Annotated in this window: 19 protein-coding genes and 3 pseudogenes; 9 read left to right on the top strand and 13 right to left on the bottom strand. The window is 47.6% G+C overall.

Features of this window, described 5'->3' with window-relative positions:
* Positions 1–1,168: 1,168 nt before the first annotated feature.
* A complete protein-coding gene (locus JCM2765_RS08255) occupies positions 1,169–1,654 on the bottom strand; it encodes an AP2 domain-containing protein (protein ID WP_054735955.1) in 486 nt (161 codons plus the stop codon).
* A 506-nt stretch (positions 1,655–2,160) separates the two neighbouring features.
* Between JCM2765_RS08255 and JCM2765_RS08250 the strand changes: the two genes are divergently transcribed.
* A complete protein-coding gene (locus JCM2765_RS08250; protein ID WP_082405051.1) occupies positions 2,161–2,586 on the top strand; it encodes a MarR family winged helix-turn-helix transcriptional regulator in 426 nt (141 codons plus the stop codon).
* Between the two features lie 45 nt (positions 2,587–2,631).
* Complete coding sequence (locus tag JCM2765_RS08245) at positions 2,632–3,747, top strand: MFS transporter (RefSeq protein ID WP_054735953.1); 1,116 nt, start codon at positions 2,632–2,634, stop codon at positions 3,745–3,747.
* Positions 3,748–3,822: 75 nt separating this feature from the next.
* Here JCM2765_RS08245 and JCM2765_RS08240 read toward each other — a convergent pair whose 3' ends face one another.
* The 4 genes and pseudogenes from JCM2765_RS08240 to JCM2765_RS08225 form a co-directional block, all read right to left on the bottom strand.
* Complete coding sequence (locus JCM2765_RS08240; protein ID WP_054735952.1) at positions 3,823–4,002, bottom strand: hypothetical protein; 180 nt, start codon at positions 4,000–4,002, stop codon at positions 3,823–3,825.
* A gap of 305 nt (positions 4,003–4,307) precedes the next feature.
* On the bottom strand, positions 4,308–4,994 hold the full coding sequence (locus JCM2765_RS08235) for an RNA-guided endonuclease InsQ/TnpB family protein (RefSeq protein ID WP_263849385.1): 687 nt from the start codon (positions 4,992–4,994) through the stop codon (positions 4,308–4,310).
* A gap of 5 nt (positions 4,995–4,999) precedes the next feature.
* Positions 5,000–5,539 carry a hypothetical protein gene (locus JCM2765_RS08230; protein WP_156301733.1) on the bottom strand — a complete coding sequence of 180 codons (540 nt, stop codon included), beginning with the start codon at positions 5,537–5,539 and terminating at the stop codon, positions 5,000–5,002.
* 274 nt (positions 5,540–5,813) lie between these two features.
* Positions 5,814–6,473 (bottom strand): annotated as a pseudogene (locus tag JCM2765_RS08225) (MFS transporter); the annotation flags it as partial.
* Between the two features lie 149 nt (positions 6,474–6,622).
* On the opposite strand from JCM2765_RS08225, the gene JCM2765_RS08220 reads away from it, so the two are divergent.
* Entirely contained in the window at positions 6,623–7,009 is a 387-nt protein-coding gene (locus JCM2765_RS08220) for a winged helix-turn-helix transcriptional regulator (protein WP_054735944.1), read from the top strand.
* 81 nt (positions 7,010–7,090) lie between these two features.
* Here JCM2765_RS08220 and JCM2765_RS08215 read toward each other — a convergent pair whose 3' ends face one another.
* From JCM2765_RS08215 to JCM2765_RS08200, 4 genes are read right to left on the bottom strand one after another with little or no spacing between them, the layout of a single operon-like run.
* Positions 7,091–7,882 (bottom strand): energy-coupling factor ABC transporter ATP-binding protein, encoded by a 792-nt coding sequence (locus JCM2765_RS08215; protein WP_054735942.1) that lies wholly within the window; start codon positions 7,880–7,882, stop codon positions 7,091–7,093.
* The gene (locus tag JCM2765_RS08210; protein ID WP_054735940.1) at positions 7,854–8,705 is read right to left on the bottom strand and encodes an ABC transporter ATP-binding protein; all 852 of its coding nucleotides are present in this window, start codon (positions 8,703–8,705) and stop codon (positions 7,854–7,856) included. The genes JCM2765_RS08215 and JCM2765_RS08210 overlap by 29 nt, the downstream gene beginning before the upstream one ends.
* Positions 8,678–9,475 (bottom strand): energy-coupling factor transporter transmembrane component T, encoded by a 798-nt coding sequence (locus tag JCM2765_RS08205; RefSeq protein WP_054735938.1) that lies wholly within the window; start codon positions 9,473–9,475, stop codon positions 8,678–8,680. The genes JCM2765_RS08210 and JCM2765_RS08205 overlap by 28 nt, the downstream gene beginning before the upstream one ends.
* A gap of 6 nt (positions 9,476–9,481) precedes the next feature.
* Positions 9,482–10,072 (bottom strand): hypothetical protein, encoded by a 591-nt coding sequence (locus tag JCM2765_RS08200; protein ID WP_054735936.1) that lies wholly within the window; start codon positions 10,070–10,072, stop codon positions 9,482–9,484.
* Positions 10,073–10,453: 381 nt separating this feature from the next.
* Between JCM2765_RS08200 and JCM2765_RS18125 the strand changes: the two are divergent.
* Positions 10,454–11,301 (top strand): annotated as a pseudogene (locus tag JCM2765_RS18125) (glycerophosphoryl diester phosphodiesterase membrane domain-containing protein); the annotation flags it as partial.
* Entirely contained in the window at positions 11,296–12,180 is an 885-nt protein-coding gene (locus tag JCM2765_RS18120) for a glycerophosphodiester phosphodiesterase (protein ID WP_263849383.1), read from the top strand. The pseudogene JCM2765_RS18125 and the gene JCM2765_RS18120, both read left to right, overlap by 6 nt.
* 621 nt (positions 12,181–12,801) lie before the next feature.
* Here the strand turns inward: JCM2765_RS18120 and JCM2765_RS08185 are convergent.
* Positions 12,802–13,101, bottom strand: a complete 300-nt coding sequence (locus JCM2765_RS08185; RefSeq protein ID WP_054735930.1) for a cupin domain-containing protein — start codon at positions 13,099–13,101, stop codon at positions 12,802–12,804.
* Positions 13,102–13,306: 205 nt separating this feature from the next.
* Here JCM2765_RS08185 and JCM2765_RS08180 point away from each other — a divergent pair, with 205 nt between their 5' ends.
* The gene (locus JCM2765_RS08180) at positions 13,307–14,272 is read left to right on the top strand and encodes an aldo/keto reductase (protein WP_054735928.1); all 966 of its coding nucleotides are present in this window, start codon (positions 13,307–13,309) and stop codon (positions 14,270–14,272) included.
* 67 nt (positions 14,273–14,339) lie between these two features.
* Here the strand turns inward: JCM2765_RS08180 and JCM2765_RS08175 are convergent, their stop codons facing one another.
* From JCM2765_RS08175 to JCM2765_RS08165, 3 genes are all read right to left on the bottom strand, one after another.
* Entirely contained in the window at positions 14,340–15,758 is a 1,419-nt protein-coding gene (locus tag JCM2765_RS08175) for a PTS transporter subunit EIIC (protein ID WP_054735925.1), read from the bottom strand.
* A gap of 31 nt (positions 15,759–15,789) precedes the next feature.
* Positions 15,790–16,455 (bottom strand): EAL domain-containing protein, encoded by a 666-nt coding sequence (locus JCM2765_RS08170; protein ID WP_054735924.1) that lies wholly within the window; start codon positions 16,453–16,455, stop codon positions 15,790–15,792.
* Positions 16,456–16,626: 171 nt separating this feature from the next.
* A complete protein-coding gene (locus JCM2765_RS08165) occupies positions 16,627–16,893 on the bottom strand; it encodes a hypothetical protein (RefSeq protein ID WP_054735922.1) in 267 nt (88 codons plus the stop codon).
* A 164-nt stretch (positions 16,894–17,057) separates the two neighbouring features.
* Between JCM2765_RS08165 and JCM2765_RS08160 the strand changes: the two genes are divergently transcribed.
* The 3 genes and pseudogenes from JCM2765_RS08160 to JCM2765_RS08150 all read left to right on the top strand — a co-directional run bounded on the left by JCM2765_RS08160 (position 17,058) and on the right by JCM2765_RS08150 (position 19,049).
* Positions 17,058–17,477, top strand: a complete 420-nt coding sequence (locus JCM2765_RS08160; protein ID WP_054735920.1) for a pyridoxamine 5'-phosphate oxidase family protein — start codon at positions 17,058–17,060, stop codon at positions 17,475–17,477.
* Positions 17,478–17,719: 242 nt separating this feature from the next.
* Positions 17,720–18,486 (top strand): annotated as a pseudogene (locus tag JCM2765_RS08155) (undecaprenyl-diphosphate phosphatase).
* Between the two features lie 140 nt (positions 18,487–18,626).
* On the top strand, positions 18,627–19,049 hold the full coding sequence (locus JCM2765_RS08150) for a pyridoxamine 5'-phosphate oxidase family protein (RefSeq protein WP_054735917.1): 423 nt from the start codon (positions 18,627–18,629) through the stop codon (positions 19,047–19,049).
* The last annotated feature ends 65 nt before the right edge of the window (positions 19,050–19,114 follow it).

Here is a 19,114-nt window from a genome sequence, read left to right as displayed (position 1 = left end):
AGAACATCTCAGTAAACGTTAAACGATAACGTTACAACATTGCGTCACAGTCCGTTCAAGTGCATTAAGTCAACGTTCAGAATAGATTGACGTCTTGTCCGTCACGATGACGAGACATCGACTGTTAATTAGCTTTAGCGTTTGTCGACTCAACGACAGTCATTGTAATACTGTCGCAAGCCGTTCAGTTAAGCATTTGAGATGAACTGCAATAGCGCCGAATTACGCAATGTGAGATGGAGGTCAGCGGCTAGGTGGATGCTGTGTCGCGATAATTGGTGGTTGTTGATGGTCTTCCAACAACCGCTAATTATCGGGGACGAAGTTAAGACTCGCGCGTTTTTTTTGCGAGGCTTAACTTCGAGGTCTGAGACCGCCCTTTGGCTCAGGCCGGCCCCACAGCAGGAACCTAGCCGCTGACCGGAATCGACAGTTCACGCAAATCACATTTCACAAACATAAGCAGACAAAAAGGGACGTCAACCAGTCACATAACCGGTTGACGTCCTTTTACTTTCCAGTAAGATAGACCACGTTCATCTTACCCTGCCCATTTAAGGCGACCGTTGATCTGTTTGAAAAACATTCATTGATCGGCTTGAGACCTACTTCGGCTCCTCCATGTCAGCTAGTGAACCACAAAAACCGCCACGGATGGTGACCGGTCGTTTCAAGCCAACTGACGTTTAGCTAAAGCCAATTTCCCCAAACTGACTCGTGTTGCTAACTTAGCTGCATCAATCGTGACTTTCCCCATCACAATTGCGCACCGCTCTTCAACATTAATGATTCCTCCAAGGCCTACCATGTATGCGTTGAGCACAATTGAATCGCTCATAATCGTTACATGTTAGAACAATTGTCATAATTATGCTCCGCCCTATATAGTATCATAATCATTTAGAAAAATCAGGCGAAAGTCGAATTTTTTATAACAGTTGCAGTTGAAGGCGTTATTATCTTACCTGCCGCGCTCCGAAAACGCTATCATTTCGGGGGATAACATCGATTCTTCTTTTCGGATTAGAGTTCAGTGAGCACCCTCACAGCAGTCACAATCTACGCACCAATGAGGCTCAAATGATCGCTACTCATAAAAAAGAACCCCAACGCTGCTTCCCTAGCAGCATTGAGATTCTACTTATCCCTTGGGGCAAACGGTTGTCCCTTAACCTTCGACAGCTTCTTGGCGCTTCACGTGATACATCTGTTCTGCCATCTGACGAGCTTCGCAAGCCTCGTTACGGGTGTCAAAACTCTTCAGTAACACGTAGCGACCATTTACCATCAACCGCGCAAGCCACTTATTGGTTGCCTTATCATAAGACACCCCAATCATGCCGGACTTGTTGCGGTGTGACATCCGAATGGATGCTAGTGAAATACCGTCAACGGTCTTCAGTGAACTTGCATCACCGATTTGCGCGATGAATTGATCATTTTGCCGTGAGCTCCGACGACTAGTTTCCCGTCGCAAGCACCCACAACTCCGAGTTGCACCTGAACGCAATCGGGCACCATCGACGTTAACGATGTTGCCACAATCACACTGACACCGCCACATGAGATCGCCGTTTCGCTCATCCCGACCACTCACGGACAGTGCAACTAACCGACCAAAACGCTGGTTTGTAATATCTTTCTTACTAGCCATAACATTCCCCCCAATATTCCTCCAAAAAATTGGTGTATTCTGGCGAGAACAATCAAGCGGGTAATCGTAACACTGACTTAGCAACGACTTAATTGCACAAAGCGATCCCCGTTCGTTGCGGTTTCAGTGATCACTATCCCCCGATCGATCACCCTCTCAACACCAGCAAGCCATGACGTCGACTTCCCCAAAGGAATGTGAAATTACCAGTTCTATACCTAGTCACTGATGTTCCACTGTCCAAATTCGAACAGTCATACTACTAGTGTTGTACCTAATCATAACATAAAACGTCTAAAAAACGGCGAAAATTTGAAGATTTCATGAACATTGTTACATTGCTGTAACTTTTGTTGCAGATAGTCATAATCCCGTCACTTTTCTGACACATTTTTATGCTACCTGCTTAACTACGCGCCACTAATGGCCTAGTCATTTTATTTATTTTAATTAAGCCTTACAAGACTATACAGTATGCTGTATAGTTGATTAGCGAGGTGAAAAAAATGAACCAAGATGACATGATTACGCGTCAGTTAATTCAGTTAGCGCGCCGAATTAAGCAACGCCGTAATTTACATATTCAAGATTTGAATTTAACGACCAGCCAAGGCGATGCGTTGCGGTATTTTTATGAGCACCCGCATCAGACCATTGCCGCGTTTAAGGTCTATCAAGATATTACCCATCAAACTGCGCGGGTGATCGTCCAACATATGGTGCGTTTGGGGGTGCTGACTTTAACCCCTAACCCTAATGATGGTCGGTCAAAACTAGTTGGCGTGACCCCACTTGGTAAGCGTAAATACAATCAGTTAGATCAACACGGGTGGCAAACGAGCACCGAACTATTTGCCGGCTTTACACCAGAGGAGCAACAACAATTTTTAGCATTAGCGCGCCGTGCCAATGCCAACTTGGAAAGGAAATGACAGCTTGCAACAACGTTATATACGAAAGATGTCACTTTAGTTTTAGTGGCCAGTTTCTTCTATTTAATGAGTCCGATGCTCATTAATCCGGTGATTGCCGGATTTTCAACCAATATCGGTGCCAACAGTATCTTGGCAGGTATTATCGCCGGGACAATGAATTTAACTGCCCTAGTATTGCGACCACTGGCTGGCAATTTAACCGATCACGTTTCAAAATACACTATTACCTTTATTGGTGGCGGCTTTATTTTAATGGCCAGCTTAGGTTACGCATTCACGACTAACGTACTGTTAGTCTTGCTCCTTCGAATTATCAACGGTATCGGCTACACCCTGTGTTCCGTCTGCATGGCCACCTGGATGGCAGCCTTACTCCCAGCTGATCGAATTGGTTCTGGGATGGGCATCTACGGACTAGCCAGTGCCTTGGGAATGGCAGTTGGCCCAGCGGTCAGTGTTTATTTATACCAACACTACAGTTATCGAAGCGTCTTTTTGGTGGCAGCTGCGTTTAGTATTTTACTACTGATCGTCATTCAGTTTGTCGGCAATCACGGTATTCCAAAACCAACACCGCCAGCAACGACCACCAGCGCCAAACTGGTTCGCTTAGTGCAACCCAAAGTGGTGCCCTTGGCCGTTATTCTGTTACTGATTTCCTTACCCTATTTTGCCACCGAAACTTATATCGTGAGTTACATTGCCCATCGGCACTTTTCGGTGCCAGCCGGCGCTTTCTTTCCAACTTACGCTGTTATTTTATTGATCATGCGGCTAGTTCTGCGAGATGCGTTTGATCACGTCCCGTTTAAAAAATTCTTTTGGATATGCTTAGGGTTTAATCTACTCGGCATCATTGGTTTAACTGATTTAAGTAACTGGTTCATGTTGATTTTGGGCGCATTCGGCTTCGCTGCCGGATACGGCCTGATGTTTTCCATTTGCCAAGCCAAAGCGTTGACGCTGGTCCCAGAATCCGATCATGGCTTGGCCAACAGCACCTTCTACATTGGGGTTGACCTTGGTATGTCTGGTGGCCCGATCATAGCGGGCCTGATTACCGCTTTCTTACCATGGGCGTGGCTCTACCCTGTCATGGCGTTAACGTTGCCAATAACCGTTGTCGTCTACTTAGCTAATCGCAAGTTATTGGCTTAATTGAAAAAATGCTTGTCCAGCAACGCTAACGTCGCCGAACAAGCATTTTTATTCAATAAGTGTGTGATCGCCTAATTAAGCCGTTGTTTTTGCCATCCGAACCGCCACCCCAATCAAACCAAGGGCCAGCAAGCTCAACACCAGACCACCAACCGGCGTCATTGCCAAGCCGAACTGGCTCACAATTTGGCCACCGGTAAATGACCCTAGCATAACGCCGACGTTAAACGCTGAAATGTTCAGTGACGATGCCAACTGAACGTCTGCGGGTAACTTATTTCAGCAATTTGCATCGTTTCAACTACCACCCACTAAAGTAGGTGGATTGAAACAGCGGTAGTTATTGAGCAGCAATCTTCTTTCGCGTTTAACCGTTTCGGAAGCATTCCTGAACGATAATCAGTCTACCTGACCGTTTCTGCTTGCTTAGATACAGCACTGCCTCAGTTATCGTTCAACTTCGGTCTAACACGCTAATTACCTATTTACAGGGCTTTACCCCCAGCCATTTGGAGTCGGAATCCGGAGTTGCCACGGCACCGATGGATTATTCGTGAGATTTAGGCTTCTTGGAACAGCGCCAATCCCTTATTTTTAATGTTAATAGCAGCATTATGGTCGCGAATATGAAAAACATGACAGTTCGGGCAACGCCATTCTTCTTGACCCAGTTTAACCTGATGATTGATCACCAGGCAGCAATGGCAGCGTTTGGTCGTATAAGCCGGATTAACCGTGATATAGGTTCGTCCATACAATTCGGCCTTATACGCTAACTGACTAATAAAGGTACGCCAGCCCACATCGCTAATACTCATCGCCAGGGCATGATTTTTCAACATATTCTTCCCGCGTAGTTCTTCGGACACGATCAAATCGTGGTTCTGGATCAGTACCGTGGAAGTGCGATGCAGGAAGTCATTGCGTTGATGGGCGATATGACTATGAAGATTTGCTCTTTGTCGCCGGGCTTTTTGATAATTCCGACTGTCTAACAAACGGCGATGTTCTTTCTTCGCTCGCCGCCTCCGACGAGCTACTTTACGGTCCTGTTTAGCCAGTTTTGTTAGCATCTTACGATAATAGCGGGGATTCGGCACCTGATGACCTTGATCATCGGTTAAGAAGTTGGATAAATTTAAATCAATGCCGATTTCTGAACCGGTTTTCGGCAACGCTTGTTTTAAAGGATGATCTGCTTTGATTTGAAAGGATACATACCAAGCACCATTTGGTTCCTGTTTAATAGTGGTTACGCCAATTCGAACCCCTTTTTCGTGTGGTAGGTGTTTAATGTTGTTGGCCGACGCTTCAAGCGGCCAACTTTAGGAATCTGAATGTGGTGAGGATCGGTCACTTTAACTTTAGCGCCGTTAAAAATGTCCTCACCAGCCTTACGAGACTTGGCCGGATAACTGTTCTTCGTTTGATAACTGAATCGATATTGGTCTTTACGTTTGGGTTTCGGTGTCCCCACAGAGTTGACCTTCCGCCACATGTTCCAGGATGCCTGATAATTACGGATTGCCATACTTGGCATATTGGTATCTAATCGAGAATCAGTCTTCAGCCATTTGGCATGTTGCTTAGAGCCCCAATCTCGAAAGACTTTAGCGTTATAAATATACCGTGCTGTATGGCAGTTGAACAACATAATATCAGCTTGTTGCGCACTGGGATAGACCCGAATTCGGAAACCAAAACTGTAAGTGAAGGTTGCCTTAACCGCCTTCATTCGAGCCTTGATAGCCTGTTTACGTTCGTTAGACATTTTGCCTTTGATGATAAGCACCTCCCTTCGTAATTTATAAGTTAATTTTACTAAGAAAAGAAGTGCCCATCAAGAACATATGTTCATTTCAGACAAAGTCGGTGCACCGAGAAAAAATTGCCCCATTTTTTGTCGATTATATCAAGATGTGCGAAATAATCACCAGAATGCTAAAAAGTGGAAAATTTTAAAGCTAATAAAGCTAAGTATCAAAATTGCATTAAGCAAACGGGCTAACATCCCCGGTTTAAAAACCGGGGCATTACGCCTAACTTTCAGTAAACTGGGAAACTCGCCCGTAACCGATTGCCGTTACGATCAATCCCAACAGCAATTCCTTTTGTTTCAAAATACGCCAGAAGCCACCACGTTGCCCCATTGCTGGCTTTGGTAACTTAGCTGGCACTAAGATTTGACTGGCAATTAACGCCACGAAGCCAATTGCAGCAATGACGGTAAAGGACATCCGCCAACTCGCGTGTTGGCCAATAAATGTGCCCAGCGGCACCCCGGTCACTGTGGCCACCGTCAAACCCGTAAACATGGTTGCGATTGCTGAAGCCCGCCGGTTAGCTGGGACCACGCTTGCAGCAATCACCGTGGCTACTGACATAAACAGGCCGTGCGCTAACGCTGCAATCACCCGTCCAAATAATAATAACGCAAAACTTGGTGCCGTTGCCGTAATCAAGTTCCCTACAATGAAGGTGACCATCACCGCTAACAGGAGTGTCTTACGTTCAAATCGGCCAGTCAGACTAGTTAGCACCGGTGCCCCAGCTGCGTAGATTGAGACCGTTAGACCCGCGGTACTCAAACTAATCCCAAAGGTCTTGATAATTAAGGGCATCACCCCAACACTAATAAATTCCGTTGAACCAATCGCAAAGGCACTTAGTGCGAGCGCGAGAAGCGTCCAGGTTGCCGTTGCACTTTGGCGTTGTTCGTTTAACATATTTTGTTACCTCCCATGATTTCAATTCTGCAGGTTGTTCAGTTAACGTTGTTTCTAGCACAAGAAACCATTATACTGATACCAGCGAACGAAACAATTACGCACTATAAAGTACGATACGCACCTTTTAGTGCCTATGGAGGGTCATCATGAGTAAAACCTACAATATTGGCGTTGAAGCCACGATGGAAATTATCGGTGGTAAGTGGAAAGCCATCATTCTCTGTCATCTACGCCACGCAACCATGCGAACCAGTGAATTGAGACGGGCCATTCCCCAAATCACCCAAAAGATGCTGACACAGCAACTTCGTGAATTAGAAGCTGACGGCATCGTCAGTCGGCACGTGTACGAACAAGTGCCTCCCAAGGTTGAATACGCCTTGACCGACCGTGGCGAAAGCCTCAACAAGATCCTCAATCAACTCTGCAAGTGGGGTGAATGCAACATTGACGCCCGGCGTGCGGAAGGCGAAGAGATCACGTTGATCCACCGAGACGATGTCACCCTTGAACCGGGAACTCAGGCTAGCTAACGTCATCATAAAAAGGACTATTCGTTACTCAAACTAATTAGAGTTGAGCAATGAATGGTCCCTTTTTCTTTAACATTAACGTTAGGCCTCATGTTGGCGCGCATAATCGGCAACATCTAAATAGACCCCGCTATCACCCAACGCCGCCGTTATCTGCATCAACCGTGGCAACATCAATTGCGCGCGTTGCACCAACGCTGCATCTTGGAATAGTGCCGTTGGCGTTCCAGTGAAAACCACTTCACCCGCACGCAAGACGGTCACTGAGTCGAAGCCAGCCGCAACGAGATCCATATCGTGGGTAATCACGATCACCTGCCGACCAGCTTCGGCTAACCGGTGAAAAATCGCCATGACCCGTTGGCGACTTTGCCAGTCCAGCGCCACCATCGGTTCGTCAAACAGGTAAATCGCCGGGTCAATCGCTAAAACGGTGGCAATAACGAGTAATTTACGTTCTGACAAGGACAAATCGTACGGGTTTTGTTCCCGCCGATCCTGTAACCCCACTTCCAGCAGGACTCGGTCAACGGTCGCTGTGATGGTCTCAGTGTCAGTTCCTAATTGTTTAAGCCCCCACGCCACTTCGCTTTCCACCGTGCTGTTAAATAACTGATCATCCGGATCCTGAAACGTGATACCGATTTGGCGTAATCGCTGCGCTGGTGTCAGCTCAGCTAGTGAGTGCCCCGCCAGTTGAATTTGCCCCGTTTGAGGCGTTAAAAGACCCGTTAATAATTTGATCAAGGTCGTCTTGCCTGCCCCATTTTGACCAACGATCGCCGTTAGTCCCGCATCCAGTGTGAGCTGATCGATGGTGAGGCCAAACGCTGTATTCGGATACTTAAACTTGAGTTGCTGCAACGTGATCATAGCGTGCCTCCTTCAATTCAGTCAGAGTCACCGGCCAAGATTGATCAGCCAACCGCCAGCTCATGGTCTGGGCTAACTGGGTGGTCACGGGAACTGGTAGGTGCCACTCAGGAACGAGTTGATTTATGACTTGTCGTGGCGTTCCACTGATCACTAACTCGCCATCAGCAAGCCCCCACAATTGATCCGCAATTTCACAGAGATCGTCAATTTCATCGGAGACAATGAGAACCGTGGTGTCCGTCAATTGACGTAACCACTTAAAAAACGCCGCCCGTCCTTGCGGATCCATCTGGCTGGTTGGGTCATCCATGACTAATACTTGCGGGTGGGTGATCAGGGCACAGCCAATTGCCAGTCGTTGCAGTTGACCGCCAGAAAGTTCGGTTGGCGCCTGTGAAAGTTGGGCCGTTAACCCCAATTGTTGTGCGACTTCGTGAACCCGAGTGACGATTGTTGCTTCTGATTGGCCCTGATTGACTAAATCAAATGCCAGCTCATCCGCAACCGTCTCAGATAACCCGCTCAGTTGACCCGCGGGATCTTGAAAGACAACGCCTAAATGCTGCCGGTATGCGGCCCAGTCCGTTACCGGCTGATAGCTGCCAAGTTGAACGGTTCCGGTAAGCTTACCGTGGACAATGTTTGGGATAATGCCCGCTAACACTCGACATAGCGTCGTTTTACCAGATCGACTGGCACCAATAATGCCAATCAGTTGTCCCACTTGAGCCGTTACACTGGGAATCGTCAACTGTGGTGCCGAGGTTCCCGGATACTGCACGACCACGTTCGTTAATGCCAGTTGTTGAGAATCAACCATCCGATTTTCCACCCCACAATTCCAATCATGACAAGACTTAAACCAATATGGCCCACGGCCGGATGCCAGTAATGACGCACCGCTGTTGCCCGTTGCCGGTGAGGTTGATCAAACCCACGAAGTTGTAAAACGATTGCCCGTTCCATCGATTGCGTCAACGTTTTAATGATCAATGGCACCAGTACTGGGACGATTGCACGTACCCGTTGGATCACTGTTTTTTGCGGGTTGATTCCTCGGACCCGTTGCGCCGTTTGAATCTGGCGCATATTACCCATAATTTGTGGCAAGACGTAGCACACCGACATGACCACGTAAACAATTCGGTGTGGAACACCCACCTGCTCTAGGTAGTGCGTGTTCTCGGAAATCGTCGTTGTAAAGATAAAGAAGCTGGTGATCAAAATCACGACGAGCACCCGACACCCTAACGTTGTGGCGTACAGCACCCCTTCGCGGTAAATTGAAAGTCCACCGAGATTAAATAAAACCGTTTGATTGCGACTATAAAATAGCCCCTGAATCACAAACATCGTGACGATCAAAAAACTACTGAACCCAATCAACGATAATGCTTGTCGGCCAATTCGAGCGGTCAATAGTAGGATCAAAGCAACTACCAACAGTCCGGCCAATTCCGGCAACGCTGCTGTTAAAAAGCTCGCCAACGTGAAAACCGCTACCAATAAAAGCTTGGTAACGGGATCGATCACGTGGTACCACCGCTGTTGCGCCGTGGATTTCGCAAAATTCAGACTTAAATTATCCATTTATCCTCAGTCCTTAAAAAATTGCACCAATCGCTGCGGTAATTGCCGGTAAATCAAGAAGGCTAAGTAAGCCACCGCAACTTTATCGAGAATATCTAACACGAACTCATCCGTGAACGATGCTAACCAAACGGGTAAGTGGTTCGCCACCATGCTAGCAAAGAGCGCATCGCCCCAAGCAACCCCAGTTTGACCACCCCAAAAGATGATGTTAAGTGGCGTTGAGATAACCGCTGACACTAACGCAATAATAAGTGCAGAAACAAAAACTTTTTTCGCGGTGCTAAACCAACCTCGATGGAATAAAACACCAACTGCGATCCCAATTGCTAAACTGGTAATCGCATAAACCGTTGAAATTGGTGATAGCGTGAGACCGTAAATAATATTGTTGATAAAGCCACTAATCGCGCCCGCAATCGGACCGGCCAACATACTAGCTAGGAAGGTCCCCAACGATCCTAACCAAAGTGGTAATTTCAGTCCTTCGGCTAATGCCTTGGCCACATAGTTGATACCAACCGCTGCTGGAATCAACACCATCACCGCCGTTGATAATTTGAATTTCCATAAACTCGTCTTGGTACTCTCTTGCATGATTCAATTCCCCATTCCCGCTTAAGTTGACTTGCAAGCACTACTTCGGATCACTGGCGCCGAGTCATCCACTGTCATTAGTAACCTGTCGAGTCATTAAAGTGTATTTTACTTTTATTATTTCAAAAGTCAAGACATGTCACTTAATATTTTAGATTCTATCTATAGAAAAGGATTGTGTTGTGTCTTTACACCCTTTGATAATTCATCAATCCCACGTGATACCCAATTCAAGGTCGCAACCCACACCATCCATGATATGATTAACCTATTAACGACATTCAAAACTGACCTTAAGATCAGAATTTAATTAAGTGAGGCACCACTTTGACTACATTTCGCTTTTTAGGCACCCTTTTTCGGGACTACCGCCGAGACTGGGTGGCGTATACCAGCCTGATTTTAGGCACGAATCTCACAATTGCTTGGATTGTTATCCCATTGCTGACTTGGTTCACAGCTCAGGCCCTGGCACTGGGACACATTGACTACATTTCCTACACCAATGTGACGACCCTGTTCGCCCACCCGTTCGTGCTCATCGCGTTACTGCTTCTACTGTTGCTGACACTTGCCTCATTTACTGGCAATTTTCCATTTTGATGCGCGGGATTTACCAAATTCAGTCGCAACACCGGCTACAGGTGCTTGAACTGATCCAACAAACGTTCTCCCAGCGACCAGAATTATCACTGTTCTCCTTCTGCTTCTTTCTGGGGTACTTTGTCCTGATCCTGCCATTTGCGGGACTGGGACTTAAAACGCCGTTATTAGCGAAAGTCCAAATTCCCGACTTTATCGTCAGCTATCTACAAGCCAATACCTGGATGGCGCTAGGGTTAACCCTGTTTTACCTCGTGACCCTTTACCTCGGACTACGCCTGTTGTTCGTGCTACCAAAGTTAGTGATTCAACGTCAACCCCTTCGTCAAGCCGTTGCCGCGAGTTGGCAACAAACCCGGTGGCACACACGGCACCACTTCTTCCAAATTTTGGCTTTGTCGATTGGCGTTTCCGTCACCGCTGGGGCAGGTTACCTCATCGTGATCATTGCCCAAACGGTTATTGATGCGATTAATCAGCCACTGGCGCTCACTGCAGCAATCATTAACCTAATTTTGATTCAACTCATTTCGCAGTTCATCGTTTTGATGTCGATCTACGGTTTGATGCGAATCCTCTTATTAGACGTTGTCATTCCAGACCGGGCTGTGTTTAGTCTGATGCACCACCGGCGTTTTCCGAAGTTTCTGACGGTCGGCGCCCTCCTCGTGATTGCGTTAAGCGTTGTGGGCTTTAACGTCATCTACCTGAACGGCCTCACCGTCACCAAACCACTGACGATTTCCCACCGGGGTGTCGATAGTGGCAATGGCGTGCAAAATACCATTCCGGCCCTCCGAAAAACGAGTCGTGAACATCCCGACCTCGTTGAAATGGACCTGCACGAAACGAAGGATCACCAGTTTGTAGTGATGCACGATGAAAATCTGAAAGCTCTAACCGGCGTTAATAAAGCGCCGTACCAATTAACGCTGAAACAACTAACCCGGCTAACGGCGCACGAAAATGGCTACCACGCTAAGGTAGCGTCCTTTGATGCGTATTTAGCCGCCGCCAACCAGCTCCACCAACGGCTATTAGTTGAAATTAAAACCACCAAACACGATTCACCTGACATGTTATCCCGCTTCGTTAACCGCTATGGTGCAACGTTGCGGCAACACCACGATCAGGTCCACTCGTTGGACTACAATGTTGTGACCGGGTTAAAAAAACAGGACCCCAAACAATTTGTCAGCTTCATCCTACCGTATAACTTCTCGTTTCCGAAAACGGACGCCAACGCCTATACCATGGAAGCAACGACGTTAACGGACAGCTTCGTGGATGAAGCACAAGGCCAGCATCAAAAGGTCTATGCTTGGACGGTCAATGATGATACAACAACCCAAAAAATGCTGTTCGAGGGCGTCAACGGCATCGTCACCGACCACCTGAAGCAACTGCAGGGCACCATCGCTGATAATGTGAGTCATCCGAACTATGCGACAAGGTTGATGGATTATATTATTGATGCACCGACGACTAATTTGCCATTGGATTAGAGTGCAAAAACAAGCGGTTAGGGCGTGGCGTATAAGGCGTCCCAAGTGAAGCTACCGAATTTTGGTAGATTTACTTGGGACGCCCTTATACATAACGCCCTGCTTGTTTTTGCACGTTTCGGCGCGGTGGCCTAAATGCGCCCGAATAACCAATCCTACGCTTTAAACTAACCCCAAGAAATACCAGTCACCTAGCGCCGAAAATTGTCACCGGACAGGCTAAATAACAGTGACAATGCAACGCTTATTAATCTAAAAAACAGCCTTCAACTCTCAATCTAGAGAATTTGAAGGCTGCTTTTTGATTGCTGTGTGAATTGCGGTAGCGTTTTTGTGGTTAGTTGTTACCGAGCGCTATTGGTGCTGTGCATTTCGACTACCAACCGGTTCTGGCGACGTGCTTTCCTACTCCGTTGTTTTCGGCGCCAATTGAACTGTTCGTTCCGCTTTTAGGTCTCATCCTAAGTTTGGTTATTTCAGCGGTTTTAGGCCACCGCGCCGAAACGCGTTCCACAAGGCAGAAGGTTGCATATAAGGGCGTCCCAAGTAAACCTACCAAAAACCGGTAGTTTCACTTGGGACGCCCTTATATTTCACCTTCTAACCGCCTTGTTCCACGCTCTATTGAGCCAACACCCCATGCACCACCATCACTTCGCCATCTTCATCCGGCGCTTCAAGCCAGTGAAACTCACCGGGTTCCATGACAACTGCTTTTCCTGGTACGATCGTGGTCACGTCGTCATCCGTATGGAATTCAACGGCGCCCTTGATGCCGACCACCGTTACCGTCATTAATGACCGGTGGCGTTTAATGTCGGTGCCCTTAGGAATCACTAACCGCACAATGCTCAAGTGGCGTTCCGATAATAACCGATCTGGTCCCTGTTTGACTTCTGGATTTGCTGAAAGTACTCTCATCTCAAAATCCTCCTGTTGTATGTAGGTCATCACTTGTTATTCTAAAACTATATCGTCAGTGATTAATTTTGATTATAGTCGCTTGCGGGCTAATTTCAACAGGCTTTTTTCGGTCCGCACCCGTTTGCAGTATAATAAAGGTAACTGCGCACCAACAAGTATGCGCATCCTGCAACTCATTTCAACGTGAAAGTAGGCGCTTTTTATGCAAACGCAACACCTTGGCACTAGTAACCTCAACATCTCTCGCATCGGCCTGGGAACCATGGCATTCGGTCGCTGGATCTCCGAAGCTGATAGCTTCAACATTTTAGATCATGCGCTTGACAACGGCATCAACCTCGTTGATACCGCCGACTACTACGGCCCCGGTCAGGATCAGCCCATCGCCTTTGGTGACGGCACTTCCGAAACCATCATCGGTCACTGGCTCCAACAACATCCCGGTCGCCGAAACGACATGATTTTAGCCACGAAGGTTGGCCAAAATACCGACCCTGAACATCACCATCCCAGCCTTTCAAAGGCACACATCCGTACTCAAATTGACGGGTCACTTACTCGCCTGCACACGAATTACCTGGACCTCTACCAAGCTCATCGCTTTGACGATCAGGTGCCACTAGAAGAAACACTGACCACTCTCAGTGAACTAGTCGATGTCGGCAAGATTCGCTACTACGGCGTGTCCAACTACACGGCTGAACAGCTGCGGGCCGCTCTGGACATTATCAAGACGCGCCACCTGCACCCGATGACATCGGTCCAAAACCGTTATAACCTGCTAACGACTCAGACCAATCAACCCGGGTTAGACTTTGCCAACACCCATAACATCGGCTTTCTGGCTTACAGTCCACTGGCGCGGGGCGTATTGACCGGCAAATACCTGACAGGTAACGTCCCCGCAGATAGTCGCCGCGCCCACGGTGAACGGTTGATTGACGATTACTTCAATGACCAAACAGCCGAAACTGTTCAACGGTTCAAAGTGTTGGCAGACGAAGCTGGTATCCCGATGACCCAGTTGGCATTCGCTTGGCTATTGAAACAGCCAGGTATCACCACCGCCCTCTTTGGTGCCAGCAAGGTTCGCTATTTCGATGACATCTTGGCAGCTGAAGCGTTGCAACTCTCACCCGATTTAGTAACCGAACTCGCACAACTTTAACCGACTTTAAAAAACGCTAACCAAGTCGCTCCGATTCATTCAGAGAACTCAGTTAGCGTTTTTTAATTTAGACACCATGCCCCAATCCTTTAAGCCCAGTCTCACTGAAAATATCACGCTGATTGGCAATCTCACGTAATTCATCCAGCAGGCCATCATACTCTGGCGCATTTAAATAGTTTTCGATGCTAATAATTCGTGGCTTTTCTGCCAACTGATCACACAGTAACTGACGTAAATCATGTCGAACGATAAAAATCGTCTCAGCCGACGTGGTCAACTCGTTGATGGGTTTACTCGTCACACTGATCGTAATGTCAGGTAATTGACGCAGCTTTCGCCGTAAAACGGCCGCCCCCATTGCTGGTGAGCCCATGCCATCCGTCCCGGTAACGACAATGTTACGAATGGCGTTATCGACTGAAACATCGAGGTCAGTTGTTTTAATCAGATGATGCGCATTTTCACGCGCCAAAACGAGTATCGCAACCGCGAAGGACACCATGGTTGCAGCTGTGATCCCAATGAGCACCCCTAAAAAATCACCGCCATCGTGCGGCGTTAACAGCAGGATTGAAATCAACGATCCGGGTGACGGTGTTGCCTTTAAACCAACGTCTAATAAGTCAAAGACAAACGTCCCCGTAACCCCACCACCGATAACGGCTAAAAACAAAGCCGGCCGCATCAAGACAAACGGAAAGTAAATTTCGTGAATGCCACCAAGCGCTTCAATGATGATGGCACCAAACGCCGATTTTTTCTGGGTCCCGCGCCCCAAAACCGCATAGGCCAACAGGATGCCCAGCCCGGGTCCCGGATTCGTTTCCACTAGAAACAAAACGGATTTGCCCAAATGAACTGCATCCTGCGTTCCCAACGGCGTCAATAGCCCATGGTTGATGGCGTTGTTCATAAATAGGACTTTCGCTGGCTCTATAACCACGTTAGCCAAGGGCAACAGATTCTGATCGACCAGATAGACTGCCCCGTGTAACAACGCTCGTTCAACAACTTCCAGTAACGGTCCGATGCCTAAGTACCCGATGATTGCTAAAATAATCCCCAAGATACCTGCAGACAGGTTATTGATCAGCATCTCAAACCCTTGCGGCACGTGTGCTCGTAATCGATCATCAACCACGTTCACACACCAGCCGGCCAGCGGTCCAATAATCATCGCCGCAATCAGGCCGACCATGTTGGTACCTGCCAAAATGCCAATTGTCGCAATCGTCGCAACAACGCCACCCCGGTGTCCCGCAACGTTGGAACCCCCGGTAAATGCCAGCAAAATTGGCAACAAGTAGTTGCCGATTGGAGCCACGATTTGGTTGATCTGCGCGTTAGGATACCACCCGCTTGGCGAAAAAATGGCCGCTAATAGCCCCCAGGCAATAAACGCCGCAATGTTTGGCAACACCATTGCAGAGAGTAAATTACCAAAGGTTAACAGTCGCTGTTGGATGTGTTTGGCAGTCGTCATTGTCATGAGTCCTTTCTAAGGCGCTAGCACGCTAATCATCCGTTGCCAGTTTAATTAAACTCGGTCGGCCGAAGTAGTAGCCTTGTAGAATATCCGCGTGGTAGTTTTGCGCGATTTTTAAATCGGCCTTCGTTTCAAACCCTTCGATTGCGAAGAATAACTCGTTGATCTTCGCCTGTTCTCGCCAGAATTGAAGTAATGGTGATACCAGACTAATGAAATCCTTTTGGTCGTGAAAATTTTGAAGTGCAAACTTATATTCCGTGACGTAGGGCGCTAACTCGCCCACAACTTCCAGTTCGTTGTCGCCCGTTCCCACGTCATCAATGCACACCCACAGGTTAGCCGATGCGTACCCGGAAGCGGCATCAATCAGCTGTTTTGCCGAGACGTCCCCCGGTCGTTCGGTTAATTCAACGCAGAGTTGGACCTGTGGACAGGCGCGTTGCGCGCGAGCCATCTCCTTCACGTAGTCTTCACGAATGAACTCCGGTCGGTCTAGGTTCAACGATAGAAGTTGGGCCCGGTTACCGAGTGTCTTCACCGTTTCAATCAACAGATCGGCAATCTCAGCAGCACTGTACGCCCCAAAATCTTTGGGAAACTGCCACTGATCAGCTACGGCTTCACGCAAAAACAACTCGTACCCTAACAGTTCTCGGTCAGCATACTTTGGTTGTCCCCAAAATCTCAGCACTGCAGTTCCCCCAATCTCAGCCTGATTTATCTAGACCAATAAACGTTTTAATCACTAGTATTTCATTCATTATACAACGCTCGAAACTAAACGAAAACGCTATTTCGAAAGTTCAGCTTGCTTTTGACAACTTTCTTGCCAATTAACGCCTACCTCAACTCAGCCATCTCATTAATAAACATCGTGACGACCCATTGCCCGTCGAAGTCCCTCAATCAACCAAAAGAACAGCACGAGTGCCACCCAAATCACGAGTACGATCCCGATAACAACGAGCAGCGTCTGACCGCGATCAGGTGCTTGCCAGATCAACCGAACTAGGCCACGCAAACTACCGCTTTCTCGGTGAAGTAGCCACGAAATTGGCTCAAAAACCAAGTCCATGATCAACATAATCAGTAACCATTGATTTGCGTGTCGAATCGCTTGCTTAAACATTTAATTTCTCCTCCAAAGAATGGTTAGTTGCTTATACTGCTATTATTATAACGTATTTGAATTGCGGATAAAAATAACGCAAAATACTTTCTAAAACCTGACAAACAGTTGTCAACTTTCAGCAGTATAATAACCCTATCAAGTTAACTTAAGGAGACTCGAACATGACTGCAGAAGAAATTTACACTGAACGCTTAACCAACACCGACACGATCGCCTTAGCCACGCTTAACCTCGAAGGCAACGCGCCTCGGGTTCGGACCGTCAACATGGTGTATTTGCCAGAAACGCCGAACACCATTTACTTTACGTCTAACGGTCAATCTGCCAAGACTAAGGAATTCCTCGTCCACGATACGGTATCTTTCATTACTGATGACATCGATCACCTTGCCGTTCGAGTCAACGAAGGTCACGTTACCCGTACCGACAACAGCGATGAGGTCTTCGCGGCCTTGGACGCTAAGTACGAACATATTCGGAACTTCACCCCTGAATTCCGGTCAAAACTGGTAATTTTCAAGATCACCTTTGACGAAGCAGTTGTCATTACTCGCAAGGGTGAAACGACGCTGACTTTCTAATTGAATCTAACCCCAACACTCAGAAAAACTCGACGCCCTTCCCCGGTGCCGAGTTTTTTTGTTTCAAAATTTGACTCAATCAAGACATTTACAAAACCTTTACCCCATCAACACACAACCTTTACACCCATCCGGTAAACTAAACTCGACCAATACTCAGTAAAGTAGGCGATCTTACCGTGTTAGACATTATTAAAGCCATCATTCTCGGCATCATTGAAGGGATTACCGAATTTCTCCCGATTAGTTCAACTGGCCACCTTTATTTAGCTGATGATTTCATTCACCTCAGTCAGCCCACCGCGTTCATCAACATGTTTATGGTGGTGATTCAGCTTGGCGCCATCTTAGCGTGGTGGTGCTTTACTTCAACAAGCTTAATCCCTGGGCACCCAGCAAGAATCGAATCGAACGACATCAGACCTGGACGCTTTGGGCCAAGGTGATTTTGGCCGTCCTGCCATCCGTTGTCATCGGGTTGCCGCTTAACGACTGGATGGACGCTCACCTCACCACTTGGCAGGTGATTGCCAGCACGTTGATTGGCTACGGGATCCTGTTCATCATCATCGAAAACTTCAACCGAAACCGGACTGCCCGTTTCACCGACCTGAACAGTCTGCCAATCAAGCTGGCACTTGCGATTGGCCTGTTCCAGATTCTCTCCCTCGTTCCCGGAACCTCCCGCTCTGGTGCCACCATCTTAGGCGCAATTCTCATTGGCGCTTCCCGCTACGTTGCCACCGAATTCTCCTTCTTCCTCGCGATTCCCACCATGTTTGGGGCGTCGTTGTTGAAGTTAGTCAAATACTTCGTGCACGGTAACAGCTTCACCTATAGCCAAATCGTCATCCTGATCACCGGGACGCTGGTCTCGTTCATCGTGGCCTACATTGCGATTCGCTTCCTGCTAAACTACATCAAGCAAAACGACTTCAAGCTGTTCGGCTGGTATCGCATCGTACTGGGGCTAGTGGTTGTCGGCTATTTCAGCCTGTTTGCGCACTAAGCAACTGTCGTGAGTTAATTCACGTTGTACAAATAATCGCTTTTTAAATAGCATTTTATATACTTTTAGAATATTTTTTAACTAATTCACGCGTTCTAGCGCTATAATGGGGACACTAAATTTAAAGGAGCCCCTTGCCCATGACAGTTACTGATATCTTCAACGACGTATTAACCAACGCCGAAACCATTGCTTTAGCCACCGAATCAACCGCTGGTCACAACCCCGACGTCCGAATCGTCAACTTACTTCGGTTACCGCAAGATACTAATACCATTTACTTCATGTCAGTCGGTCCAACGGATAAGGTTGCGGAACTCGCCCAAAACAATCACGTAGCCTTCGTGACGACGCCCATCGGCCCTAAAGCCGTTCGCGTCACCGATGCAACAACGACTAAGGTTGCTGATAAGACCGAATTTTTCAACGCGCTTGGCGCTAAGTTTCCAGCCTTCAGTCACTTTGACGATGCCACTAAGGCCAGCATTACCGTTTACGCTGCGACTTTCTCATCCGCAATCGTGATCACGGGTGACGGCGCACCAGTTACGCTGAATTTCTAAATTTTAACCCATTCAAAATAGGTCTCACTAAGCACACCAACTGATGCGCTTAGTGAGGCCTATTT

Source organism: Secundilactobacillus similis DSM 23365 = JCM 2765 (assembly GCF_001311075.1).
GTDB lineage: Bacteria > Bacillota > Bacilli > Lactobacillales > Lactobacillaceae > Secundilactobacillus > Secundilactobacillus similis.
This window is presented reverse-complemented; position numbering and strand designations above follow the sequence as displayed.